Annotated in this window: 23 protein-coding genes and 2 tRNA genes; 18 read left to right on the forward strand and 7 right to left on the reverse strand. The window is 56.7% G+C overall.

The window, feature by feature from the left end; all coding sequences use genetic code 11:
• The first annotated feature begins 42 nt into the window (after positions 1-42).
• Both ACOTXT_RS15710 and dkgB read left to right on the forward strand, forming a co-directional pair.
• Positions 43-119 (forward strand) — tRNA-Asp (locus tag ACOTXT_RS15710).
• A 160-nt stretch (positions 120-279) separates the two neighbouring features.
• Entirely contained in the window at positions 280-1,083 is an 804-nt protein-coding gene (gene dkgB, locus ACOTXT_RS15715) for a 2,5-didehydrogluconate reductase DkgB (protein ID WP_008500284.1), read from the forward strand.
• 29 nt (positions 1,084-1,112) lie between these two features.
• Here the strand turns inward: dkgB and yafC are convergent, their stop codons facing one another.
• Complete coding sequence (gene yafC / locus ACOTXT_RS15720) at positions 1,113-2,018, reverse strand: DNA-binding transcriptional regulator YafC (protein WP_021242864.1); 906 nt, start codon at positions 2,016-2,018, stop codon at positions 1,113-1,115.
• A 104-nt stretch (positions 2,019-2,122) separates the two neighbouring features.
• Here yafC and ACOTXT_RS15725 point away from each other — a divergent pair, with 104 nt between their 5' ends.
• From ACOTXT_RS15725 to ACOTXT_RS15735, 3 genes are all read left to right on the forward strand, one after another.
• Positions 2,123-3,298 carry an MFS transporter gene (locus ACOTXT_RS15725; RefSeq protein ID WP_055321988.1) on the forward strand — a complete coding sequence of 392 codons (1,176 nt, stop codon included), beginning with the start codon at positions 2,123-2,125 and terminating at the stop codon, positions 3,296-3,298.
• 136 nt (positions 3,299-3,434) lie between these two features.
• The gene (locus tag ACOTXT_RS15730) at positions 3,435-4,235 is read left to right on the forward strand and encodes an endonuclease/exonuclease/phosphatase family protein (protein ID WP_025912579.1); all 801 of its coding nucleotides are present in this window, start codon (positions 3,435-3,437) and stop codon (positions 4,233-4,235) included.
• Between the two features lie 76 nt (positions 4,236-4,311).
• Entirely contained in the window at positions 4,312-5,085 is a 774-nt protein-coding gene (locus ACOTXT_RS15735) for a class I SAM-dependent methyltransferase (RefSeq protein WP_055321987.1), read from the forward strand.
• Positions 5,086-5,137: 52 nt separating this feature from the next.
• Here ACOTXT_RS15735 and mltD read toward each other — a convergent pair whose 3' ends face one another.
• Together mltD and gloB are read right to left on the reverse strand one after the other, a co-directional pair.
• Positions 5,138-6,502, reverse strand: a complete 1,365-nt coding sequence (mltD, locus tag ACOTXT_RS15740; protein WP_023293221.1) for a murein transglycosylase D — start codon at positions 6,500-6,502, stop codon at positions 5,138-5,140.
• A gap of 68 nt (positions 6,503-6,570) precedes the next feature.
• The gene (gene gloB, locus ACOTXT_RS15745) at positions 6,571-7,329 is read right to left on the reverse strand and encodes a hydroxyacylglutathione hydrolase (protein WP_049122071.1); all 759 of its coding nucleotides are present in this window, start codon (positions 7,327-7,329) and stop codon (positions 6,571-6,573) included.
• Positions 7,330-7,361: 32 nt separating this feature from the next.
• Here gloB and ACOTXT_RS15750 point away from each other — a divergent pair, with 32 nt between their 5' ends.
• Positions 7,362-8,078 (forward strand): class I SAM-dependent methyltransferase, encoded by a 717-nt coding sequence (locus ACOTXT_RS15750; RefSeq protein WP_055321985.1) that lies wholly within the window; start codon positions 7,362-7,364, stop codon positions 8,076-8,078.
• On the opposite strand, the gene rnhA is transcribed toward ACOTXT_RS15750, so the two are convergent.
• On the reverse strand, positions 8,079-8,546 hold the full coding sequence (gene rnhA, locus ACOTXT_RS15755) for a ribonuclease HI (RefSeq protein WP_008500276.1): 468 nt from the start codon (positions 8,544-8,546) through the stop codon (positions 8,079-8,081).
• Between the two features lie 64 nt (positions 8,547-8,610).
• Here rnhA and dnaQ point away from each other — a divergent pair, with 64 nt between their 5' ends.
• The 9 genes from dnaQ to ACOTXT_RS15800 all read left to right on the forward strand — a co-directional run bounded on the left by dnaQ (position 8,611) and on the right by ACOTXT_RS15800 (position 17,712).
• Positions 8,611-9,342, forward strand: coding sequence for a DNA polymerase III subunit epsilon (dnaQ, locus tag ACOTXT_RS15760; RefSeq protein WP_025912581.1), 732 nt, complete (start codon positions 8,611-8,613; stop codon positions 9,340-9,342).
• 132 nt (positions 9,343-9,474) lie between these two features.
• Positions 9,475-9,551: transfer RNA gene (locus tag ACOTXT_RS15765), tRNA-Asp, on the forward strand.
• Positions 9,552-9,937: 386 nt separating this feature from the next.
• A complete protein-coding gene (locus tag ACOTXT_RS15770) occupies positions 9,938-10,657 on the forward strand; it encodes a FadR/GntR family transcriptional regulator (RefSeq protein WP_021242871.1) in 720 nt (239 codons plus the stop codon).
• Positions 10,654-11,667 carry an ABC transporter ATP-binding protein gene (locus tag ACOTXT_RS15775; protein ID WP_055321984.1) on the forward strand — a complete coding sequence of 338 codons (1,014 nt, stop codon included), beginning with the start codon at positions 10,654-10,656 and terminating at the stop codon, positions 11,665-11,667. The genes ACOTXT_RS15770 and ACOTXT_RS15775 overlap by 4 nt, the downstream gene beginning before the upstream one ends.
• Entirely contained in the window at positions 11,664-12,746 is a 1,083-nt protein-coding gene (locus ACOTXT_RS15780) for an ABC transporter ATP-binding protein (protein WP_047748032.1), read from the forward strand. Before ACOTXT_RS15775 ends, ACOTXT_RS15780 begins: the two co-directional genes overlap by 4 nt.
• A gap of 2 nt (positions 12,747-12,748) precedes the next feature.
• Positions 12,749-14,263 (forward strand): ABC transporter substrate-binding protein, encoded by a 1,515-nt coding sequence (locus ACOTXT_RS15785; RefSeq protein ID WP_023343412.1) that lies wholly within the window; start codon positions 12,749-12,751, stop codon positions 14,261-14,263.
• Positions 14,264-14,281: 18 nt separating this feature from the next.
• The gene (locus tag ACOTXT_RS15790; protein WP_008500268.1) at positions 14,282-15,223 is read left to right on the forward strand and encodes an ABC transporter permease; all 942 of its coding nucleotides are present in this window, start codon (positions 14,282-14,284) and stop codon (positions 15,221-15,223) included.
• Between the two features lie 2 nt (positions 15,224-15,225).
• Positions 15,226-16,101 (forward strand): ABC transporter permease, encoded by an 876-nt coding sequence (locus ACOTXT_RS15795; protein ID WP_055321982.1) that lies wholly within the window; start codon positions 15,226-15,228, stop codon positions 16,099-16,101.
• 9 nt (positions 16,102-16,110) lie between these two features.
• Positions 16,111-17,712, forward strand: a complete 1,602-nt coding sequence (locus tag ACOTXT_RS15800) for a gamma-glutamyltransferase family protein (RefSeq protein WP_333165759.1) — start codon at positions 16,111-16,113, stop codon at positions 17,710-17,712.
• 56 nt (positions 17,713-17,768) lie between these two features.
• Here the strand turns inward: ACOTXT_RS15800 and ACOTXT_RS15805 are convergent, their stop codons facing one another.
• Both ACOTXT_RS15805 and fadE read right to left on the reverse strand, forming a co-directional pair.
• Entirely contained in the window at positions 17,769-18,539 is a 771-nt protein-coding gene (locus tag ACOTXT_RS15805; protein WP_008500265.1) for an amidohydrolase, read from the reverse strand.
• Positions 18,540-18,647: 108 nt separating this feature from the next.
• A complete protein-coding gene (gene fadE, locus ACOTXT_RS15810) occupies positions 18,648-21,092 on the reverse strand; it encodes an acyl-CoA dehydrogenase FadE (RefSeq protein WP_055321981.1) in 2,445 nt (814 codons plus the stop codon).
• Between the two features lie 239 nt (positions 21,093-21,331).
• Here fadE and lpcA point away from each other — a divergent pair, with 239 nt between their 5' ends.
• Positions 21,332-21,910 (forward strand): D-sedoheptulose 7-phosphate isomerase, encoded by a 579-nt coding sequence (lpcA, locus tag ACOTXT_RS15815; protein WP_021242877.1) that lies wholly within the window; start codon positions 21,332-21,334, stop codon positions 21,908-21,910.
• Positions 21,911-21,956: 46 nt separating this feature from the next.
• Positions 21,957-22,724, forward strand: coding sequence for a class II glutamine amidotransferase (locus ACOTXT_RS15820; RefSeq protein WP_008500262.1), 768 nt, complete (start codon positions 21,957-21,959; stop codon positions 22,722-22,724).
• Here the strand turns inward: ACOTXT_RS15820 and dpaA are convergent.
• Positions 22,695-23,435, reverse strand: coding sequence for a peptidoglycan meso-diaminopimelic acid protein amidase (gene dpaA, locus ACOTXT_RS15825; RefSeq protein ID WP_421625348.1), 741 nt, complete (start codon positions 23,433-23,435; stop codon positions 22,695-22,697). The genes ACOTXT_RS15820 and dpaA overlap by 30 nt on opposite strands.
• A gap of 298 nt (positions 23,436-23,733) precedes the next feature.
• Between dpaA and ACOTXT_RS15830 the strand changes: the two genes are divergently transcribed.
• Positions 23,734-25,077 (forward strand): Na(+)-translocating NADH-quinone reductase subunit A, encoded by a 1,344-nt coding sequence (locus tag ACOTXT_RS15830; RefSeq protein WP_055321980.1) that lies wholly within the window; start codon positions 23,734-23,736, stop codon positions 25,075-25,077.
• The last annotated feature ends 2 nt before the right edge of the window (positions 25,078-25,079 follow it).

The following is a 25,079-nucleotide window of genomic DNA, read 5'->3' on the forward strand; positions in this document are numbered from 1 at the left end:
TAAGCCGGTGCATTAATCCGGTGGTTACAAGCAATCTTCGGTGGAGCGGTAGTTCAGTCGGTTAGAATACCTGCCTGTCACGCAGGGGGTCGCGGGTTCGAGTCCCGTCCGTTCCGCCACTTATTAAAAGCCCTGAGCATTAGCTCAGGGCTTTTTTCTTATCTGACGTTTAATTATTGCGAAATCAGCAAAAATCCTCTGCATTTTGCGATCTTTTTCTCTATAACACCGCCAGCGATAATCGTCCTCAGTTTACGAACATAATGATTGAGGAATAGTATGACTCTCCCTGCATTTGGTCTGGGCACTTTCCGCCTGAAAGACGACGTTGTTATCGCATCAGTTAAAACCGCACTCGAACTGGGTTATCGTGCTGTTGATACGGCGCAGATCTATGAAAACGAAGCTGCCGTTGGACAAGCTCTCGAAGAGAGCGGTGTACCGCGTAATGAGCTGTTTATTACCACGAAAATCTGGATTGAGAATCTCAGCAAAGACAAGCTGATCCCAAGCCTGAAAGAGAGCCTGAAAAAACTGCGTACTGACTACGTGGATCTGACGCTGGTCCACTGGCCATCACCGAACGATGCCGTCTCCGTGGAAGAATTCATGCAGGCGCTGCTGGAAGCGAAAAAACAGGGCTTAACGCGTGAAATTGGGATCTCCAACTTCACGATCCCGCTGATGGAAAAGGCCATTGCTGCTGTTGGCGCAGAAAATATTGCGACCAACCAGATTGAGCTCTCTCCATATCTGCAAAACCGCAAAGTGGTGGACTGGGCAAAACAGCATGGGATCCACATCACCTCATACATGACGCTGGCCTACGGTAAGGCGCTGAAAGATGAGGTGATTATCCGTATCGCCGAAAAGCATAATGCGACGGCTGCGCAGGTAATACTGGCTTGGGCAATGGGTGAAGGTTATGCCGTGATCCCATCATCCACTAAGCGTGAAAACCTGGCGAGCAACCTGTTAGCAACGGATCTTCATCTGGATGCTGACGATAAAAAAGCGATCGCAGCCCTGGAGTGCAACGATCGCCTGGTCAGCCCGGAAGGCTTAGCGCCAAACTGGGATTAAGTTTGACCCACCCTCTGTAACCTGAACCCTCACACAGCTCCTCCGGGAGCTGTTTTTATATGTTCACTCAGAAAATCGATAAAGGCACGAATGCGCGTACTCACCGCTCTGTCGCTGTAATACACCGCGCTAAAAGGCATTTCGACTGGCAGGCGTTTATCGGCCATCAATTCCACCAGTTCACCCCGCGCAATCTCCTTATCAATCATATAGTCAGACAAACAGGCGATACCGTTGCCTTCAAGACACAATTGCTTCAGCGTCTCCCCGCTGTTGGACGACAACCCGCAGGTGATCTCATGCAACTGACCGTCAGGGCAGGCGACGGGCCAGGTATTTAGCGAGACGGGTTCCGTAAAGCCCAGACACAAATGCTGTTTCAACTCCTCAACCGTCTCCGGTTTGCCATGTTCAGCAATATACTGTGGCGACGCGATAATTTTACGGTAGCTGGCAAACAGCGGGCGGGCCCGCAGGCTGGAATCCGTCAGGGTTCCCGCCCGGATCGCCACATCTACCTTTCGCTCGATGAGGTTAATAAACGTCTCGGACGAGACCAGAGAGAGCGTCATCTCCGGATAGCGTTCACGGAAAGGTTTGATTAGCGGCATCAGAAAGTGCAGCACAACCGGCGTGGCTGCATCAATGCGCAGTAACCCACGCGGCGTGCTGCGGGTCTCCATAATCTCGGTCTCTGCTGCGGCCATCTCCTGCAGTACCGACTGCACGCGGCGAAAATAACGCTCACCTTCCTCCGTCAGGCTCAGCTGCCGCGTCGTTCGGTTGAGCAGACTCACCCCAAGCTTCATCTCCAGCTTTTTTACCGAGCGGCTGATGGCTGAGTTAGCCTGTCCCAGCTGTTCGGCCGCGCGGCTAAAGCTGCCGCTTTCAACCACGGCGACAAAGATTGTCAGCTCTTCTGACGTTGCTTTCATTGTTGCACCACCCGCAAAATTCTATTGAGATTTTGACCATTTTTGTTATTTAAGCACTGGCGCATACTGCCTGTCATCTTAATCCTGATGATACGGAGTATTTTATGCCACTGGCGCTACTTGCCCTGACGATCAGTGCCTTCGCAATTGGCACGACCGAATTTGTTATCGTGGGACTGGTTCCCACCATTGCTAACCAGCTTGCGATCTCGCTGCCCTCCGCCGGATTGCTGGTGTCCATCTACGCCCTGGGCGTTGCCGTCGGTGCGCCAGTCCTGACGGCCCTGACCGGACGCTTTCCGCGTAAGCAGCTGTTAGTTGCACTGATGGTGCTGTTCACCGCCGGCAACGTGCTGGCCTGGCAGGCGCCGGACTACACCACGCTGGTCATCGCTCGGCTGTTGACCGGCCTTGCTCACGGGGTGTTCTTCTCGATTGGTTCTACTATTGCAACCAGCCTGGTACCCAAAGAGAAAGCGGCATCCGCCATTGCGATCATGTTCGGTGGGTTAACCGTTGCACTCGTTACGGGCGTACCGTTGGGCACGTTTATCGGACAACACTTCGGCTGGCGTGAAACGTTCCTGGCCGTCTCCCTACTGGGCGTCATTGCCCTGGTGACCAGCCTGCTGCTGGTGCCGTCGAATATTCCAGGCCGGGCCAGCGCTAGCCTGAGCGATCAGCTGAAGGTACTTACGCATCCGCGTTTGCTGATCATCTACGCGGTTACGGCGCTGGGCTATGGTGGCGTATTCACTGCTTTTACCTTCCTGGCACCGATGATGCAGGACCTGGCGGGCTTCTCTCCCAACGCCGTGAGCTGGATCTTGCTGGGGTACGGTATTTCCGTTGCGATTGGCAATATCTGGGGCGGCAAGCTTGCGGATAAGCATGGTGCGGTGCCGGCGCTGAAATTCATCTTCGCCGCGCTGGTTGTTCTGCTGATGATTTTCCAGTTCACCGCCTCGATACAGTACGCCGCGCTGGTTACGGTACTGGTCATGGGGATCTTCGCTTTTGGTAATGTGCCAGGGCTTCAGGTCTACGTTGTACAGAAAGCCGAGCTTTATACGCCAAATGCGGTGGACGTGGCATCGGGGCTGAACATTGCCGCATTTAATATTGGTATTGCGCTGGGTTCAATTATTGGCGGACAAACCGTCGAGCACTTCGGATTGACCCAGACCCCGTGGATTGGCGCGGTGATTGTCCTGATCGCCTTCCTGCTGATTGGCATGTGCGGACGTCTGGATAAGCCAGCCCGCGTTGCGCTGGGGTAACATCAGTAAGCGCTGGCTTACAAAACTGGAAAGCGGTTTCTCAGAAATTGCGTTGAAAGTGTGACCTAAAGTCCCTATAACATTAGAACCAGTCCGTTTTCCGGACTGGTTCATGTTACAGAGGCTGTTTCCAAAAGTGCGAAAAAATACCTATGCCATGCGTTATGTTGCCGGAATGCCCGCGGAGAGGATCTTGCCTCCGGGGTCGTTTGCGAGCATCAGTCAGGCATTACCCGCCGGCACACCGTTAAGCAGCGATGAAAAAATCCGCGTACTGGTGTGGAATATCTTTAAGCAGCAGCGTGCGGAGTGGTTATCGGTACTCAAGAATTTTGGCAAAGATGCCCATCTGGTTCTGCTCCAGGAGGCGCAAACCACCCCTGAGCTGGTCCGGTTTGCCACCACTCACTATCTTGCCGCCGACCAGGTACCGGCCTTTGTTCTGCCTCAGCACCCCTCGGGGGTGATGACGCTTTCAGCAGCACATCCGGTCTATTGTTGTCCACTGCGCGAACGCGAGCCTATCCTGCGTCTGGCGAAATCGGCACTGGTGACGGTCTATCCACTGCCGGATACCCGTATGCTGATGGTCGTGAATATCCACGCGGTAAACTTCAGCCTGGGCGTGGATGTATATAGTAAGCAGTTACTTCCGATCGGCGATCAGATTGCGCATCACAGTGGGCCGATCATTATGGCCGGTGATTTCAATGCCTGGAGTCGCCCGCGCATGAATGCGCTGTACCGCTTTGCGCGCGAAATGTCGCTGCGTGAAGTCCGTTTTAGCGATGACCAGCGCAAAAAAGCCTTTGGTCGTCCTCTCGATTTTGTCTTCTACCGTGGTTTAAGCGTGCACGACGCCTCTGTGCTGGTGACGCGCGCCTCCGATCATAACCCTCTACTAGTCGAATTCAGTCCCGGCAAACCTGATAAATAATGGTGTGTCAGGTCTGCCGTGGGGCAGACCTGCGCGGGTGCTGCCCTTCTATTTTTAACCCACAAAGGACAGTACGATGACAACAACACACTCCCATCATGACAACGTAGAAAAACAGTTTGGTTCTCAGGCAAATGCCTATCTGAGCAGCGCCGTGCACGCTTCAGGTCGCGATCTGGTACGCCTCGGTGAGCGCCTGTCGGCATTCCCGCAGGCGCACGTGCTGGATTTAGGCTGTGGGGCAGGGCATGCCAGCTTCACGGCTGCGCAGCAGGTGGCGCACGTAACCGCATATGACTTATCCAGCCAGATGCTGGAGGTGGTTGCTGAAGCGGCGAAAGCGAAGGGACTGGGCAACATTGATACGCGTCAGGGCTATGCCGAATCCTTACCTTTTGATGATGCCTCGTTTGAGGTGGTGATCAGCCGTTATTCCGCGCACCACTGGCATGATGTTGGCCAGGCATTACGCGAAGTCAAGCGCGTTCTGAAGCCGGGTGGCATCTTCATTATTATGGATGTCATGTCACCTGGGCATCCGGTACGTAATATCTGGCTGCAGACGGTGGAAGCGCTGCGCGACACCTCCCATGTGCAAAACTACGCCAGCGGAGAGTGGTTATCGCTGATCGCTGAAGCGGGGCTGATAGCGCGTTCGTTAATCACAGACCGTTTACCGCTGGAATTTAGCTCGTGGATAGCGCGTATGCGCACCCCGGAAGCATTAAGCCAGGCTATCAGGCTGTATCAGGAGAGTGCGTCGGCAGAGGTGAAGGCGTATTTTGAACTGCAGGACGATGGTTCATTTACCAGCGATACCATCATGGCTGAAGCGCAAAAAGCGGGATAAACAAAAAAGGCACCGAGGGGAATCGGTGCCTTTTTATCTTTCGGTCGTGTTATCAGGAGTCTGGCGTCGCGCTGTTCTTCACAAACAGCGTTAGCTGGTCGCCCGGTTTCAGATTGTCAGTATCGTTGTTCCAGCGCATCACATCTTTGATGTTCACGCCGTGACGTTTTGCGATACTGGACAGCGAATCACCCTTGCGCACGCGATAGGTTATGCTATCGCTGTTGCTGGCGAGACGCTGTGCGCTGCTACCTGCACCCACCGTCAGAGTTTGACCCACTTTCAGGCCTGAACTGCGCAGGTTATTCCACTGCTGCAGATCTTTCGCATTCACGCCAAGACGTGACGCAATGCCCGAAAGCGTATCACCTGAACGAACCTTATAGCTGCGGCTGTTAACTGATGATGCATCCGCGATCAGCGTTGACTGAACGGCGGCGATTTCACCCGAAGCTAAAGACTCACGTAACTGCTCAGCATGTTTCTGCGGAACCATTACATACTGCGGGCCACTCGCCCCCAGCGTTGAGCCTTTAACGCCAGCATTAAAGGTTTTCAATTTACTTACCGACATACCCGTCATATCAGCAACCTGTTGAATATCAACCGGATTGCTGAGGCGAACACGCGCCAGTGCACGACTTTCGTCTGGTGTTGGCAGTTGTACACCGTAACGCTTGCTGTTCTTGAGAATATCGCTCAAAGCCAGCATTTTCGGTACGTAAATCTTTGTTTCCTGTGGCAGTGAGAGCGACCAAAAATCGGTGGATTTACCCCGTGCTTTATTCGCTTTCATTGCCTTCAGTACACGACCTTCGCCGCTATTGTACGCTGCGACCGTTAACAGCCAGTCGCCGTCAAACATCTTGTTCAGACGTTGCATCATGTCGAGAGCGGCTGTCGTTGAAGCGACAACATCGCGACGCGCATCATAGTTGCGGGTCTGTTTCAGACCATAGTTTCGCCCGGTGCTCGGAATGATCTGCCAAATGCCTGCGGCATTGGCGCCAGACGTCGCGTGTGGGTCAAAAGCGCTCTCCACTATGGGTAGGAGTACCAGCTCCATAGGCATGTTACGTTTCTTAACTTGCCCGGCTATCCAGTACATATACGGCTCTGCCCGTAACGTTACATCGTGGAGATAGCTCTTATTACTTAAATACTTCTGTTTCTGTTCGCGAATCCGGCTGTTTTCCGGAATTCCCATCTTTAGCTCGTCGCCAATAGAGGTCCACAAGTCTTGCTCCTGCGCGAAAGATGTCCCATCGTCCATCCAGCGCGCCGAACTTGTAAACTTCCCTGCTTCCCCTTGACCAGCTGCAGAAAGGCTCTGTGCGTGCTGTTGTACGTTGCTGCCGTTCTGCGACTGGCAACCTACAAGCAGGACAGAGGCGAGTAATATCGCTTTTGCCTTCATGTGTGTGTCAATAGTTGCTTAAAAGACGAGCGATGATAACGGCGAATTTTTGAAAAGGCAACCAGCAATTATCTGAAGTTATCTTTCTTTGACCTTAACCATGCAAATCGCTGTTCTGGTTGTTGCAAATTTGTTTCTTGGTTAATTTTGATAATTAAATCAATATCATCTGTTCGCAAAAATAAATTAATTTGGCGCTCGTTTTTCAGAATTACGGGGAGTGTGTTTTGGTTTTTTGCACGTAACTCCTTCACTTTGTGATAATAATCCTGAATCGCCCGATCCTCAGGCAACAGGCTGACGGAAAACTTCATATTTCCTAATGTATACTCATGTGCGCAACAAATAACGGTGTCATCGGGTAATGCGTTAATCTTCTGTAAAGACTGATACATTTGCGCTGGTGTTCCTTCAAACAACCTTCCGCAGCCCCCTGAGAACAGCGTGTCACCGCAAAAAAGATAAGGCTTACTGTAGAAACACAGATGTCCCAAAGTGTGACCCGGTGTGGCAAATACGGAAAACTCCCACTCACGTATGAGGATTTTTTCGCCTTCTTCGACTACTTGCGTGACACCCTTATCTTGTGCCTCTGACGGTCCGTAAACCACAACATGCGGAAAATGGGTACGCAGTTCAGGTACACCGCCCGTATGATCGTTATGGTGATGCGTCAACAGAATGGCTTCCGGCTGCCAGCCGTTCTCTTCTATTGCGCGCAGTACGGGGGCGGATTCTCCGGGATCGACAATGACGCATCGACGTTCATCGTCAACCAAAACCCAGATGTAATTGTCCTCAAAAGCAGAAATACTGATAAGATTCATACATTACCTCTTATAGCGTGGCGGGTGTGTTGATGAAACCGGCAAGGATACCTCAGACTGTCGCAGCACCGGAACGTTGGGCGGAACTGCCCTGGGGTGAATACTATCGCGAGGCGTTAGAGCAACAGCTGAAGCCCTGGCTCGCGAAAATGTATGGCTTTCACCTGCTTAAGATTGGCAATCTCAGCGCGGAAATCAATACCGAAAGCTGCGCTATCTCGCATCAGGTGAACGTCTCTCTCGGCGGATCGCCGGTTCAGGTGAAAGCAGACCCGTTACATCTGCCGTTTGCGGAAAAATCCGTTGATGCGTGTTTGCTCGCACATACGTTACCCTGGTGCAGCGATCCGCACCGTCTGCTTCGCGAAGCCGATCGCGTGCTGATTGATGACGGCTGGCTGGTGCTGAGCGCATTCAACCCGCTGAGCCTGATGGGCCTGCGAAAGCTGGTACCGGTGCTGCGCCGGACGCCGCCTTACAACAGCCGGATGTTCACCATGATGCGCCAGCTCGACTGGCTGTCACTGCTGAACTTCGAAGTGCTCTGCTACGGCGGTTTTCAGGTGCTGCCCTGGGCGCGGCAGGGGGGCGTCTTGTTGAGCACGCATTTGCCTGCCTTAGGCTGCATGCAGTTTATCGTCGCGCGTAAGCGAACCATTCCCCTTACGCTTAATCCCATGAAGCAGAGCAAATCGAAAACACCGATCCGCCAGACCGTTGGCGCCACGCGGCAGTACAGAAAGCCCTGATCAGGATTCAGGCTGATAGCCCGCGTCCTCATGCGCAGGGTTAGCGGCTGCCGCACGCGCCAGTTCGTCACAGCGTTCGTTTTCCGGATGACCGGCGTGCCCTTTAACCCACTCCCACTTAATCTGGTGCTGGCCCAGGGCGGCATCAAGCCGTTTCCAGAGATCGACGTTCTTGACCGGTTTCTTATCGGCAGTCTTCCAGCCGCGTTTTTTCCAGTTATGGATCCACTGGGTAATTCCTTGACGAACGTACTGGCTGTCGGTACTTAACACCACGTCACAATGTTCTTTTAGTGCCTCCAGCGCCACAATGGCCGCCATGAGCTCCATCCGGTTGTTGGTGGTCAGAAAATAGCCTTCGCTAAAAGTTTTTTCATGCTGGCGATAACGCATAATCGCGCCGTAGCCGCCGGGACCCGGGTTGCCGAGACAAGATCCATCGGTGAAAATTTCTACCTGTTTACGCATCTCTGGTAGACTTCCTGTATTTGAAACGTTCAGTTAAACGATAAGTCTGACATAAATGACCGCTATGAGCACTGCAATTACTCGCCAGATCGTCCTCGATACCGAAACCACCGGTATGAACCAGATCGGCGCGCACTACGAAGGGCATAAGATCATTGAGATCGGTGCCGTTGAAGTGGTGAACCGTCGTCTTACGGGGAACAACTTCCACGTCTATCTCAAGCCCGATCGGCTGGTGGATCCCGAAGCGTTCGGCGTTCACGGTATTGCCGATGAGTTCTTGCTGGATAAGCCGACTTTTGCGGACGTGGCTGACGAATTCCTGGAATACATCAGGGGCGCTGAGCTTGTTATCCATAACGCCTCGTTCGATATCGGCTTTATGGATTATGAATTCAGCAAGCTTAACCGTGATATCCCGAAGACGAATACCTTCTGTAAGGTGACAGACAGTCTGGCGCTGGCGAGGAAAATGTTCCCCGGCAAGCGTAATAGCCTGGATGCACTATGTTCGCGCTACGAGATAGATAATACCAAACGAACGCTCCACGGGGCGTTGCTCGATGCCCAGATCCTCGCCGATGTCTATCTGACGATGACCGGTGGGCAGACGTCTATGAAGTTCAGTATGGAAAATGAGTCGCAGCAAACGCAGGGCGAAGCGGGTATTCAGCGTGTCGTCCGTCAGGCAAGTCGGCTGCGGGTTGTTTTAGCCAGTGATGAAGAGCTGCTTAATCACGAATCCCGTCTTGATCTGGTGCAGAAGAAGGGCGGCAGCTGTCTCTGGCGTGCCTGAAAAAACGCCGGAACGCCTGTAAAATCATCGTTTGGGCGATTTTTGCAGCAAACGATTCAAAACGCGAGAAAAAGCGTTGACGAGATCGGAGGCGCACCGTAATATGCGCCTCGTTCCCCAAACGGGAACAGTGGAGCGGTAGTTCAGTCGGTTAGAATACCTGCCTGTCACGCAGGGGGTCGCGGGTTCGAGTCCCGTCCGTTCCGCCACTATTCAGAAGGCCTGAATCAGAAATGATTCAGGCCTTCGTCGTTTCAGCCAGCTGTGATTCCATTCCCTCTCTTCTGACTTGTAGTTAACAAAAAGTTAATATCAATAGTGCAATTAATTAACAATTGCACATCATTAGTGCATTCTTTGCACTGTTGTTGTGCATTTTTCCACCGTCAGCTATTCAGGCTCGAGTCAGATTGTGTCTCTCTGTAAAAAAGAATTCATACAGAATCATCTGCTTATAACCCGCTATGCAAAAAATTACTGAACCAATTGCAGATTGGTTTGGTTATTGCTTAATCATTAGCACGATAAGCGTCATTCCATATCAATAACTTATCGTTAATAAAAATAAAGCAATGATGAAAGCGAGCGAACCAATATGGAAAAACCGTCACGGTTTCTGGCAAATTCCAGCACCGCGCTTGAACAGCTGCGCGGGCTAATCAACCAGCACGAGTCAACACCAGGCACTCCACTGCCCACGGAACGTGAGCTGTCGGACACACTCGGCGTAGGACGACGTGAAGTGCGTCGCGCGCTGGACGTGCTGGAAGAAGAGGGGCGCATCTGGCGTAAGCAGGGCAAAGGGACCTTTATCGGCCCGGCTGCACCCGTTGAACCGCTGGCCCTTCAGGGATTGGTTCAGCAAACCAACCTTCTGGAAGTGATGGAAGCTCGTCTGCAGCTCGAACCCGGCTTAGCCCGGCTTGCGGCACTGCGTGCCACCAGGGAAAACCTTGCGCTCATGCAGCGCATGCTGGAACGCATCGACAAGGTCAGCCCGGATGACCGCGATCTCAACGAACTGTGGGATAGCGCCTTTCACCGCGCCATTGCGGAAGCGGCGGGCAACCGCCTGATGCTCGGCCTGTTTGATGCCATTGATGCCGTGCGGCGTGAACCGGGCTGGCAGCATCTGCGCGAGCTGGCACGCACCCCCGAGCGTGTCGATAGCTATAACGACCACCACCACAAGATCATGGCTGCCATTATCCATCGCCAGCCTAACGAGGCCGCGACCGCGATGCGCGAACACCTGCTCAGCCTGCAAACCGCCCTGATTCAGGCGATCCACCTCGAGGACGACTTCACGCCATGACGACAATCCCCTTTAAGGACGCCACGCCCGTATTGCAAGTAAAAAACCTCAACGTTACGTTCGCGGGCTCGCCGGTAAGCGTGCTTGACGGTATCTCGTTGACCGTCAGGGCGGGCGAAACGCTGGCGCTGGTGGGAGAATCCGGCTGTGGGAAAAGTATCACCTCCCTGGCGCTGATGGGGTTACTGCCCGCCAGCGCACGGATCGTCAGCGGGGAGATGCAGTTTCGTCGCCACGATCTGCGCAAGCTCTCGCCGCGGGAATATGCCGATCTGCGCGGTAGCGAGCTGGCGATGATTTTCCAGGAGCCGATGACCTCGCTCAATCCGGCGTTTACGCTGGGCGATCAGCTGAGCGAGGCGGTTATGCGTCATCAGGACGTCTCGCGCGCAGAGGCGATGAAGATCGCGCTGCAGATCCTCGAGAAAGTGCAGATTCCGGCAGCAGAGATGCGCCTCAAGGCGTATCCGCACCAGCTTTCCGGCGGCATGCGCCAGCGCGTGATGATTGCCATGGCGCTGATCAACCACCCTAAACTGCTGATTGCCGACGAACCCACCACCGCGCTCGACGTCACCATCCAGGCGCAAATCCTCGCCTTGCTCAACACCTTGAAAGAGGAAACCGGCACGGCGGTGCTGATGATCACCCACGATTTAGGCGTGGTGGCTGAAGTGGCGCAGCAGGTGGCGGTGATGTATGCCGGACAGGTGGTAGAGCAGGGGAGCGTCGAGGCGATATTTGCCGACCCGCAGCACCCGTACACCATCGGCCTGATGGGCTCGATCCCCTCCCTTGGCGCACGCAAGGGCCCGCTTTCCACTATTCCCGGATCGGTCCCGCTGCCGGAATCCATGCCGCAAGGCTGCCGTTTCGCAACGCGCTGCCCGTTTGCGCAGTCGCGCTGCCATGATGAAAAACCGCCGCTCACCACGCTCGGCGCGGGCCATCGGGTTGCCTGCTTCCGCGTGCCGCTCGAACACCACATCGCCCTGGGAGAGACCGCATGACCACGCCCATTCTGGAAGCTCGGGACCTCAGCAAGCTGTTCCCCGGCCCGAAAAAACTCTTTACCCCGGCCCGGTTCGTCACGGCGGTCGATCGCGTGTCGCTTGCCGTGATGCCGGGCGAAACGCTGGCGATTGTCGGCGAGTCCGGTTCCGGAAAATCCACGCTTGGCCGCCTGCTGCTGCGCCTGCTGGCCGCCAGCGAAGGGCGCGTGTTTTATCAGGGGGAAGAGATCACCCACGCCTCGGGCGCGCGCCTCAATCAGCTCCGCCGCGAGCTGCAGATCATCTTTCAGGATCCCTTCGCCTCCCTGAACCCGCGCATGACGGTGGAGCAGATCGTCGGTGAGCCGCTGTGGCTGCACCAGAACATGAAGAAAGGGGACCGGCAGTACCGCGTTGCCGAACTGCTTAAGACCGTGGGCCTGCCCGCCGCCTGGGCCGGGCGCTACCCGCACGAGTTTTCCGGCGGGCAGCGCCAGCGTATCGGCATTGCGCGCGCGCTGGCCTCAGGACCAAAGCTGCTGCTGGGCGATGAGCCGGTATCCGCGCTGGATGTGTCGGTGCAGGCGCAGGTGGTCAATTTACTGGAAAGCCTGAAGCACCAGTTGGGGCTGACGATGGTGATTGTCGCCCACGGTCTGGCTGTTATTCGCCATATGAGCGACCGTGTGGCGGTTATGTACCTCGGGCAAATCGTCGAGCTTGCCAGCGTCGATGAGATCTTTGACGCACCGCTGCACCCCTATACCCAGGCGCTGATCGCCTCGGCGCCGCAGATGCAGCCGGGCGCTGAACGCGACGCGCCGCTGCTGCAGGGGGATTTACCGAACCCGGCCAGTCCGCCGTCCGGCTGCCGTTTCCACACCCGCTGCCCGTACGTCACTGACGAATGCCGTCAGGTCGAGCCGATTAATCAGGTGCTCGACGGCGGGCGTCAGGTTGCCTGTCATCGCTGGCAGGAGATCAACCGCGATCGCAGCGTTATCCAGATCGCACCGCCATCCGCTGCTTTTCTGCGCCGCCGCGCGCTGTTTGAACACGCGGCCACCCACTCGTCCCTTCCTTCAAGGAACTCATGATAATGACAATGCGTAATTCTCTTTTGACCGTACTGGGAAGTGTTATGTTGCTTGGCGCGGCGCTGCCCGCCCATTCTGAAAGCGTGCTGCGTATTGGCCTGGGGGCTGACCCGGACATGCTCGACCCGCATCTGGCGCGCACCTACTATGGCCGCTTCGTCTTTGCCTCCCTGTGCGACAGGCTGGTGGATGTGGATGAAAACCTGAAGGTCGTCCCCGGTCTGGCCAAAGACTGGGCGTGGAGTGACGACGGTAAAACCCTGACGCTCAACCTGCGCGAAGGCGTGACCTTCCACGACGGTGAGAAATTCGATGCCGCCGCAGCAAAATACAACCTCGACCGCGCCCTGACCTTAAAAGGCTCCCTGCGTAAAAGCGAGATCTCCTCCGTTGAATCGGTCGAGGTCACCGGTCCGATGCAGATTGCCCTGCACCTGAAAACGCCGGATGCGGCACTGCTGATGCAGCTCACCGACCGTGCGGGCGCCATGATGGCCCCTGAAGCGGCAAAAAAGCCTGACTTTGCCGCCCATCCGGTCTGTTCCGGCCCGTATAAATTCGACAGCCGCGTGTCCCAGGACCGCATCGTTCTGACCCGCTTCGACAACTACTGGAACAAAGACGCCTACCACTTCGACAAAATTATCTATCTGCCGATCCCGGATGCCTCCGTGCGCCTCGCGAACCTGCGCGCGGGCGATCTTGATCTGACCGAAGGCATCGCCGCCAGCGACGTTAAAACCGTCGAAGCCGACAGCAAGCTGGCGCTGGCGAAGGTGACCGGTCTGGGCTATCAGGGCATCACTTTCAACATCAATAACGGCAAGGTGCCCGCCAACGATCCGTTCAAGGACGCTCGAGTACGCGAGGCGTTTTCTCAGGCCATCGACCGCGATGCGCTAAACCAGGTGGTCTTTGAAGGGTTGTATACGCCAGCCAACCAGGCGTTTTCCACGGTGAGTCCGTATCACGTCAACCTGCCGGTCCCGCCGCGTGACGTCGATAAAGCCAAAGCCCTGCTCAAAGCGGCAGGCGTCACCGCGCCGCTGACCGTCAACCTGCTGGTGCCGAACAACCCAACCTCGCAGCAGGTAGGGCAGGTGCTCCAAGCGATGGTCGCCGAGGCGGGCTTTAACCTGAACCTGCAGATGACCGAATTCGCCACGCTGCTGGACCGCCAGCAGAGCGGGGACTATCAGCTGAGCTTCTCCGGCTGGTCGGGGCGCCCGGATCCGGACGGCAGCATCTACGGCTTTATCAACAGCAAAGGCACCCTGAACGACGGCCGCTACAGCAACGCGCAGGTCGATGAGTGGCTGACCCAGGCGCGCCAGAGTACCGACCAGGCCGCGCGCCAGCCGCTGTACGACAAGGTGGTGAAGCAGCTGCAAACCGACATGCCGATTGCCTACCTCTACTTCGAGCCGCGTATTTTTGGCCTGAATAAAAGCGTGCAGGGCTTTAAGCCGTACCCGGACGGCATCGTGCGTCTGGCCGGTTTGACGCTTGCGAAATAAGTGTCCTGAGGAGAGCCCATGCTGGAACTGATTTGCAAACGTCTGCTGCTGGCCGTCCCGACGTTGTTGCTGGTGAGCATGATGGTGTTTGGGCTGCAAAAGCTGCTGCCCGGCGACCCGCTGATCGCCATGGCAGGCGAGGAGCGCGACCCGGCGGTCATCGCTCAGCTGCGTGCGGAGCTGAACCTCGATGCCCCGATCCCGGTGCAGTATTTCCACTGGCTGACGCGGGCGCTGCAGGGCGATCTGGGCGTCTCCTTACGCACGCACGAGCCGGTGACGCAGCTGATTGCCAGCAAGCTACCGGTGACGCTTGAGCTGTCGCTGCTGGCGATGATTATCGCGCTGGTGTTTGGCATCAGCATGGGGATACTCGCGGCGGTGAACAAAAACAGCTGGGTCGATCACGGGGCGAACTTCGTGGCGATCTCGGGGATCTCGATCCCGCACTTCTGGCTGGGGATCCTGTTGATTCTGGTCTTTTCGGTAAACCTGCAGTGGCTCCCTGCGTCCGGCTACGTGCCGTTCAGTGAAGATCCGCTCCAGAACCTGCGCACGCTGCTGCTGCCCGCGTCCGTGCTCGGAACGGGCCTGGCGGCAACGCTGATGCGCCACACCCGCGCCTCGATGATTGCGGTACTGAAGGCGGACTACATCCGCACCGCGCGGGCGAAAGGGCTGCTGCCGAAGGCGGTGATCTTAAAGCACGCCTTTCGCAACGCGCTGGTGCCGGTGATTACCCTCACCACGCTGCTGTTTGGCGAACTGCTGGGCGGCGCGGTGCTGACCGAGCAGGTGTTCACCATTCCGGGCTTCGGCAAGATGATCGTCGATTCGGTATTTAACCGTGATTACGCGGTGGTGCAGGGCGTGGTGCTGATCGTCGCCATCGGCTTCCTGATGCTCAACCTGCTGGCCGACGTGCTTTACGTCCTTATCAACCCGAAAATGCGAGGCTAACGATGGCGGAACTGACGACACAAACCGTTGTGCCCGCACTGCCGCGGGCGCAAAACCGGGTATTGAAAAAATTCCTCGCCAATAAAAGCGCGGTCATTGGCGCGGCAGTGGTGGGATTCTTTGTGCTGGTGGCGCTGCTGGCGCCGTGGATCGCCCCGTTCGACCCGGTCAAAGCCAACTTCCTGGCGGTGCGCAAAGCGCCGTCGGCGATGTACTGGTTCGGCACCGACGAGCTGGGGCGAGACATCCTATCCCGCATTATCTGGGGGGCGCGCACCTCGCTGATGGCGGGCTGTATGTCTGTGGTGATTGCCGTGGTTATCGGCGTACCGCTGGGGCTGGTGGCGGGTTACTTCCAGAAAATCTGGGACGGCGTCATCTCGCGCGTGATCGAGGCGCTGCTGGCCTGCCCGTTCCTGATCATGGCGATCGCGCTGGGGGCGTTTTTGGGCCCGAGCCTGACCAACGCGATGATCGCCATCGGCCTTTCCGCGATGCCGATCTTCGCCCGCCTGACGCGCGGTCAGGTGATCGCCATTCGCAACGAAGAGTACATCGACGGCGCGCGGGCAATTGGCCTGCCGGATCGCTGGATCATCATCAAATACGTTCTGCCCAACGTGATGTCGCCGATTCTGGTGCAGGCCACGCTGGCGATTGCCTCGGCGATAATCGCTGAAGCCAGCCTGTCGTTTTTGGGGCTGGGACAGCAGCCGCCCAATCCATCCTGGGGCTCCATGCTCAACACCGCCAAAGGTTTTCTTGAGCAGGCCCCGTGGATGTCCATTTTCCCCGGCGTGGCGATTTTCCTTGCCGTGCAGGGCTTTAATTTACTCGGCGACGGGCTGCGCGATGCGCTCGATCCGCGCCACGACTAAGGAGTCATGATGACCAAAGCGCTAGATTTTACGTCCGGTTACGCTTCACGCCGCCCGCCAATGCTGGGCCATAACGCTGTTGCCACTTCGCAGCCGCTGGCGGCGCAGGCGGGAATGAAGATGCTGCAGCTGGGCGGGAATGCCGTGGATGCGGCCATAGCCGCCGCCATGGCGCTGACGGTGGTCGAGCCGACCGGCAACGGCATCGGCAGCGACGCCTTTGCTATCGTCTGGGACGGTGAAAAGCTGCACGGCCTGAACGCCTCAGGTCGTTCGCCTGCGAGCTGGCACGCGGATCTGTTTGCCGGAAAAACCGCGGTGCCCGAAATCGGCTGGGACGCGGTGACCGTGCCGGGGGCGGTATCCGGCTGGGTCGCCCTGGCGGAACGCTTCGGCTCGCTGCCGCTGACCACCCTGGCGCAGCCCGCCATTGACTACGCGCGCAACGGCTTCCCGGTCTCCCCGCTGATTGGGCATCTCTGGCAGCGCGGCTATAACAAGCTGAAAGATCAGCCGGGCTTCAGCGCCTGTTTCGCCCCGGAAGGCCGCGCCCCGCGCGTGGGGGAGATCTTCCGTAACCCGGCGCAGGCGAACTCGCTTGAGCTGATTGCCCGCACCAACGGCGAAGCCTTTTACCGCGGTGAGCTGGCGCAGAAAATTGCCGCCTTCGCCAGAGAGCATGGCGCGCACCTGACGGCCGAGGATCTGGCCAACCACCGCGTGGACTGGGTAGAACTGCTGTCACGCGACTTTGCGGGCGGCTCGGTGCAGGAGCTGCCGCCAAACGGGCAGGGGATCGCCACGCTGATTGCGCTCGGCATTCTTGAGCAGTGCGGCATTGAGAAGCATCATCCGGATTCCGTGCAGTCTCTGCATCTCTCTATCGAGGCAATGAAGCTGGCGCTGGCGGATCTCGACCGCTACGTGGCAGACGAAGCACACATGGCGTTTGCGGCGAAAGAGCTGCTGAGCGACCATTACCTGAAGTCGCGCGCGGCGCTGATCAACCACGACAGCGCATCTGATTTTGTCTACGGTTCCCCGACGCAGAGCGGCACGGTCTACATCAGCACCGCGGACGCCAGCGGGATGATGGTCTCGTTTATTCAGTCCAACTATATGGGCTTCGGTTCAGGCATTGTGGTGCCGGATACCGGGATCAGCCTGCAAAACCGGGGCTGCGGCTTTGTGCTGGATCCGAAGCACCCGAACGCGCTGGCGGGCAGCAAGCGCCCGTTCCACACCATCATTCCGGGCTTTGTGATGGACGGCAACGGCCAGCCGCTGATGTCCTTCGGCGTGATGGGCGGCCCGATGCAGGCGCAGGGGCACATGCAGATGGCGCTACGCATCATGCTGCACGGGCAAAACCCGCAGGCGGCAATCGATGCGCCGCGCTGGCGCGTGGTGCAGGGCAGGGAGGTGATCGTTGAATCAACGTTCGATCGCAACACGATTGCCGCGCTGCGCGAGCGCGGACATCAGATTGTGGTGGAAGATCCGCTTCAGGATTACAACTTCGGTGGTGCGCAGGTGATTTACCGCTTGCCGGAAGGACACTACGTGGCGGCGACGGAAAGCCGCAAAGACGGGCAGGCGTTGGTGAGTTAAAAGAAGCGAGCAACATTGGTAGGCCGGGTAAGGCGTAGCCGCCACCCGGCTTTTTTTCACTCAATGCTAAAAGGATCCGCATCCTGCCACGCCGGAAACTTCTCCCGGTACTCCTTCAGCGCCGTCAAGGACAGCTCCGCATCAATACGCGTCGCCTGATGCGGCTCGGCGGTGGCGATGATCTCGCCCTGCGGATTCACCACCCGGCTGTCGCCGCGATAGTGATGCCCGTTGCCGTCCGTCCCCACGCGGTTGCAGCCCACCACGTACGCCTGGTTCTCAATCGCGCGCGCCACGAGCAGCGACTGCCAGTGCAGGGAGCGCGGTGCAGGCCAGTTGGCCACATATAGCGCCAGGTCGTAATCGTTGCGGTTACGCGACCACACCGGGAAGCGCAGGTCGTAGCAGACCAGCGGCAGAATACGCCAGCCGCGCCACTCGAACACCACGCGTTCGTTACCGGCTTCATAGTGATGGTGCTCATCCGCCATACGGAACAGGTGGCGCTTGTCGTAGAAGTGCACCTTTCCTTCCGGCTCGACCAGCAGGAAGCGGTTCACCGGGCCGCGCTCCGTTTGCAGCGCGGCGCTACCGGCAATCAGCGCGTTGGTCTGCTGCGCTTTGGCATGCATCCAGGCGACCACCTCCTCCTGCGGCATTGACTGTTTTGCCGCTTCCATGGCGAAGCCGGTGGTGAACATTTCCGGCAGGACAATCACATCACGCCCGGTAATGTCTTCGAGTTGACGATCGAAGTGGCGCAGGTTGGCGGGGCCATCCATCCACACTAAAGGTTGCTGCAAAATAGAAATCTTCAGACCAGGCACGATACAGGCTCCTCAAACGACCACTTTTTGACACTGTAGCACGACATAACGAGAAAATGTGGCAATAAAAAACCCCGCGCGAGGCGGGGTTTAGGTAAGCGAAACGCGTTATGCCGCTTCAGGTTTACGGTGCTTCTCCGGCAGCTTTACCGGCTGCGTCGCCAGCTCGTCCGGCTCGAAATCATCCACGTTAATGCTGCGCAGACGGCTCTCTTCGGCTTTCACCAGCAGAGCGGCCTCATCTTTATTGATAATGCCACCGGCCAGCGCCTGTTTTGCCAGTTCGTCCAGACGGGTAAACGGCAGGTTTTTGCCCAGCTGTTTACAGATCTTCTGGTGAATCGGATCGGCGGCCATCACGTCAAGCAGCGCCTCTTCCAGCAGACCCACCGGGTTATGCGGCGTCGGTGCCAGGTACTGACCGCGACCGATACGGGAACGGGTTGCGCTCGGAACCTGCAGGATCTTCGCCACTTTGTGGTCCAGCTTGTCGGACGGTGCCAGATGGTGACGACCTGTCGGGAAGATCACCACGCGCAGGGCGCCTGCCACGAAGCGGTTCGGGAAGTTCGCCAGCAGATCGTCAATCGCCTGTTCAGCCTGATACAACGCATCCTGCACGCCCCAGTGCACCAGGGGCAGATCCGCTTCCTGACGGCCTTCGTCGTCGTAACGTTTCAGGACCGCAGAGGCCAGGAAGATCTGGCTCAGCACATCGCCCAGACGGGCAGAGATACGTTCGCGACGCTTCAGGCTGCCGCCCAGTACCGCCATGGAAACGTCGGACAGCAGGGCCAGGTTGGCGCTCAGACGGTTCAGATGCTGATAATAACGTTTGGTTGCATCGCCGGTTGGCGTCGAACTGGTAAGACCGCGCGTCAGGCCCAGCCAGAAGCTGCGCACCTTGTTGCTGCCCACGTGACCGATATGTTTGAACAGCAGCTTATCGAAGGCATCCACGTCGTTGTTCTGCGCCGCGGCCATCTCTTCCAGCACGTATGGATGGCAGCGAATTGCGCCCTGACCGAAGATCATCATGCTGCGGGTCAGGATGTTTGCCCCTTCCACGGTGATGGCAATCGGTGCGCCCTGATAGCCGCGCGCCAGGAAGTTACCTTCGCCGAGCATAATGCCTTTACCGCCCGCGATATCCATCGCGTCAATAATTGACTGCTGCGCGCGGTGGGTACAGTGGTACTTCACTATGGCGGACAGTACGGCCGGTTTTTCGCCCAGCATAATGCCGTAGGTAATCAGCGTGGCGGCGGCGTCCATCACGTAGGCGTTGCCCGCGATACGCGCCAGCGGCTCTTCGATACCTTCCATCTTGCCGATGGAGATTTTGAACTGACGGCGGATGTGCGCGTAGGCACCAATCCCCATCGCCACTGACTTCAGACCGCCGGTTGAGTTCGACGGCAGGGTAATGCCGCGGCCCACCGACAGACATTCCACCAGCATACGCCAGCCCTGACCGGCCATTTTTGGACCACCGATGATGTAATCAATCGGCACAAAGATATCCTGGCCGCGGGTTGGACCGTTCTGGAACGGCACGTTCAGCGGGAAGTGACGACGACCAATCTCAACGCCCGGGGTGGAGGTTGGGATCAGCGCACAGGTAATGCCCAGATCTTCTTCGCCGCCCAGCAGTCTTTCCGGGTCAGAGAGCTTAAAGGCCAGACCCAGCACGGTGGCGATAGGGGCCAGCGTGATATAACGCTTGTTCCAGGTCAGGCGCATGCCCAGCACCTGCTCGCCCTGCCACTCGCCCATGCAGACCACGCCGGTATCCGGAATCGCGCCCGCATCGGAGCCTGCTTCCGGGCTGGTCAGCGCGAAGCAAGGGATTTCCTGACCGCGAGCCAGACGCGGCAGATAGTGATCTTTTTGCTCTTCCGTACCGTAATGCTGCAGCAGTTCGCCCGGGCCTAAGGAGTTCGGTACGCCGACGGTAATCGCCAGGATGCCGGAAACGCCTGCCAGCTTTTGCAGCACGCGAGCCTGAGCGTAGGCGGAGAATTCCAGACCGCCGTACTCTTTTTTAATGATCATCGCGAAGAAGCGATGCTCTTTCAGGTACGCCCACAGCTCTGGCGGCAGATCGGCCATTTCATGGGTGATAGCAAAGTCGTTCGCCATACGGCAGGCTTCTTCTACCGGGCCGTCAATAAACGCCTGCTCTTCCGCAGTCAGACGCGGCTGCGGGTAGTTATGCAGCTTTTTCCAGTCCGGATTACCCTGGAACAGGTCGCCTTCCCACCAGGTGGTGCCCGCATCAATCGCTTCTTTTTCAGTACGCGACATGGGCGGCATCACCTTGCGGAAGCCTTTGAACACCGGTGCAGAAATCATTGATTTACGCATCGGGGCAAAGTTAAACGGCAGAAGGATGATGGCAAGAGGGACTAAAAGCCAGATAGTCCAGAGACCTGCGACGCTAAGCGCAGCCGTCCAGGCCAGAAGAATCAGGCTGCTCAGGAATAAACTTACGCGGTGATAGAACAACACACCGAGCAGAACAACGGTTGCGAGAATGCTCAAAATCATCATAAAGAAAAGCTCCCTTGCTTGTAGGAGGTCTGACCACTTGTGATGATATGGTTGTAGTTGATGTTATTTCCTTTAGCAATGTGTTTACAAAATAATTACAACCTGGTTCACATTGTTCGCGTTTTACCCGGCACGAAAAAGCAAAACGCCGGACGTTTCGCATGGCTTTAGCTTCTCGCTTTTCCCGCTATCCGGTACACTCCACTGTGTTATTTCATCAATACTGAAGGATTATCCTCATGTACCAGGATCTTATTCGTAACGAACTGAACGAAGCGGCGGAAACGCTGGCGAACTTTCTGAAAGATGATGCCAATATTCACGCTATTCAGCGCGCGGCGGTCCTGCTGGCCGACAGCTTCAAAGCGGGTGGCAAAGTGCTCTCCTGCGGTAACGGCGGCTCTCACTGTGACGCGATGCACTTCGCAGAAGAGCTGACCGGACGCTATCGCGAAAACCGTCCTGGCTACCCGGCGATTGCGATTTCCGACGTGAGCCACATCTCCTGCGTAGGCAACGACTTCGGTTACGACCACATCTTCTCTCGCTACGTTGAAGCGGTAGGCCGTGAAGGCGACGTGCTGCTGGGGATCTCTACCTCCGGCAACTCCGGTAACGTGATCAAAGCGATCGCCGCCGCGCGTGAAAAAGGGATGAAAGTCATCACCCTGACGGGCAAAGATGGCGGTAAGATGGACGGTACGGCGGATGTTGAAATTCGCGTTCCGCACTTCGGTTATGCTGACCGCATTCAGGAAATTCACATCAAAGTGATCCACATCCTGATCCAGCTGATCGAAAAAGAGATGGCTAAGTAAGACTTCGCTGGGGGCATTCTTGCCCCCGCTGTTGTGGAGGTGTTGTATGTGCGAACTGCTCGGGATGAGCGCCAATGTGCCAACCGATATCTGCTTTAGCTTCACCGGGCTGGTTCAGCGCGGTGGGGGAACCGGGCCGCATAAAGACGGCTGGGGCATCACCTTCTACGAAGGCAAAGGGTGTCGCACGTTCAAAGATCCACAGCCCAGCTTTAACTCACCGATTGCCAAACTGGTGCAGGACTATCCTATCAAGTCCCGCTCGGTGATCGCCCATATTCGCCAGGCTAACCGTGGCGAAGTGGCGCTGGAAAATACCCATCCGTTTACCCGGGAACTGTGGGGCCGAAACTGGACCTACGCGCATAACGGGCAACTCACGGGCTATAAGTCGCTGGAGACGGGCAATTTCCGCCCGGTAGGCGAAACCGACAGTGAAAAAGCCTTTTGCTGGCTGCTGCACAAGCTGACGGAGCGCTATCCCCGCACGCCAGGCAACATGGCTGCCGTGTTTAAATACATCGCAACGCTGGCCACCGAACTACGCGAAAAAGGCGTGTTCAACATGCTGCTCTCAGACGGCCGCTATGTGATGGCGTTCTGCTCGACGAATTTGTTCTGGATCACCCGACGTGCGCCGTTTGGCGTGGCAACGCTTCTCGATCAGGATGTGGAGATAGACTTTCAGAAGGAGACCACACCGAACGATGTGGTCACTGTTATTGCAACGCAGCCGCTGACGGGCAACGAAACCTGGCAAAAGATTATGCCAGGCGAGTGGGTGCTATTTTGTCTCGGGGACCGTGTAATTTGACGCCAGCTGTGGATGGACAACTTCGTGGTTCAGCGGCTTGCTGACCACGTAACGGCCATCCACAACCGAGACAACAGGCGGCTTGTGAGTCTGCTCGAAGTAGTCATAGCCGGGTTTCAGCTGTTTCCAGAAATCCGCGTAGTACGAATACTTGTGACGCGCCATGTTGGCATCCGTCATGCGGAACGGATAGATGCTGACCTGAACGTTTGGCTGACCAAAGACCAACGCGCCGGTGACAAACTGGAAAATCTCATCAATGCCGGAATCGGTCATCGCGTAGCAGCCGATAGACACGCAGGCACCGTGGATCATCAGGTATTTACCTTCATAACCGTGTGCACGGTCATAGGCATTCGGGAAACCGATATTGATGGCTTTATAGAAACGGCTGTCTGGTTTGAGCTGGCTACGCTGAACGTTGTAAAACCCTTCCGGACTTTTGAAATCGCCCTGACGCTGTTTTGGCCCTAATCCACCGGAGTAGTTACAGATTTTGTAGCTATCAAGCAGCTGATACGTCTCACCCATTTTTACAAACAGATCGAGAGTGCGTTCTTCCTTGAAGATCTGAATATAAACCGGCGATCCCATTAACTGCTGTTTATATTCTTTGCTGATCGGCGTCGTTGAGCTATTACTGCTGAGCAGTCCGGCAAACGACATGCACGGAATCAGAAGCATCGCAATGAACAATGCGATTTTACGCATACTACTAGTTCCTTGATAAAACCATGACCAACTTGCCAGGACGGCAAAAGAGACCCGAAATCAGATTATTCTGTTAGGAGCGCTCACATTAGCACCGCTATAGATTTTCGCAAGAGCCGGGCGGTGAGTTTACAAATTAGTTTTACTTTATAAACCATCAAAATCGCGATGGCTCCAGGAACTTTGCGCATTAGCTCGCAATTTGGCGCGCGCGACGGCGGATTCGCTGCCCGCGAGAAGGGGAAAATGTTACACTTCGCGGCCACTGGATTGTTGTTCATGGAAACCTGCTAACCACATGTTTAAAATCAAAAAAGGACTTGATCTGCCGATTGCAGGCGTGCCCGCGCAGCACGTTTCGACAGGCGCAAGTGTCCGTCATGTCGCCATTGTGGGCGACGACTACCTGGGAATGCGTCCTTCGATGTTGGTACAGGAAGGCGATCGCGTGATCAAAGGCCAGGCGCTCTTTGAGGACAAAAAAAATCCCGGCGTGATGTTTACAGCCCCCGCGAGCGGCACCGTTGTGGCGATCAACCGTGGCGAACGGCGCGTTCTGCAGTCGGTTGTGATCCGCATTGAAGGCGATGAACAGCGTGAATTCGCCCGTTACGATGCCGCAGATCTCGCGTCGCTGAGCCGTGAGGCTGTTCAGGCTCAGCTTCTGGCGTCCGGCTTATGGACCGCGCTTCGCACGCGTCCCTTCAGTAAATCCCCGGTTCCCGGCACGGAACCGGCCGCGATTTTCGTCACAGCAATGGATACCAACCCGCTCAGCGTGGATCCGCAGCCGGTTATCCTGGCACAGCGCAAAGCCTTTGATGCCGGGCTTACCGTTTTAACCCGTCTGACGTCGGGAAAAGTCCACGTTTGCCAGGCCGGTGGCGGCAAGCTTGGCGGTCATCCTCAGGGGCAGGTCACGTTTAATGAGTTTGCTGGCCCGCATCCGGCGGGTCTGGTCGGGACGCACATCCATTTCCTTGAGCCGGTGAGCCTGACGAAACAGGTCTGGCATCTTAATTATCAGGACGTCATCGCCATCGGTACGCTCTTCACCTCCGGAGAACTGCGCGCGGAACGCATCATCGCCATCGGTGGGCCGCAGGCTGCAAACCCGCGTCTGGTGAAGACGCTGATTGGCGCGGATATCAATGAACTGCTGAACGAAGAAACCAAAGCAGGCGAAAACCGGCTGATTTCCGGTTCGGTCCTCAGTGGCCGCCATGCCGTGCAGGCGCACGCCTATCTGGGACGTTTCCATTTGCAGGTCAGCATTGTGCAGGAAGGCCGCGAGAAAGAGCTTTTCGGCTGGGTGCTGCCCGGTGCGGAAAAATACTCCGTCACCCGTACCACGCTGGGGCACTTCCTGCGTAATAAGCTGTTTAGCTTCTCGACCAGTACGCACGGCGGCGAGCGCGCTATGGTCCCGATTGGCAACTACGAGCGCGTCATGCCGCTGGATATTCTGCCGACCATGCTGTTGCGCGATCTGCTCGCCGGCGATACCGACAGCGCGCAGGCGCTGGGCTGTCTGGAACTGGACGAAGAAGATCTGGCGCTCTGTACCTATGTCTGTCCGGGAAAATACGAATATGGACCGGTATTGCGCGAGGTGTTAACCCGCATTGAGCAGGAAGGATAACC

It is taken from the genome of Enterobacter cloacae complex sp. IR5422, from assembly GCF_049238165.1.
Classification (GTDB): domain Bacteria; phylum Pseudomonadota; class Gammaproteobacteria; order Enterobacterales; family Enterobacteriaceae; genus Enterobacter; species Enterobacter roggenkampii.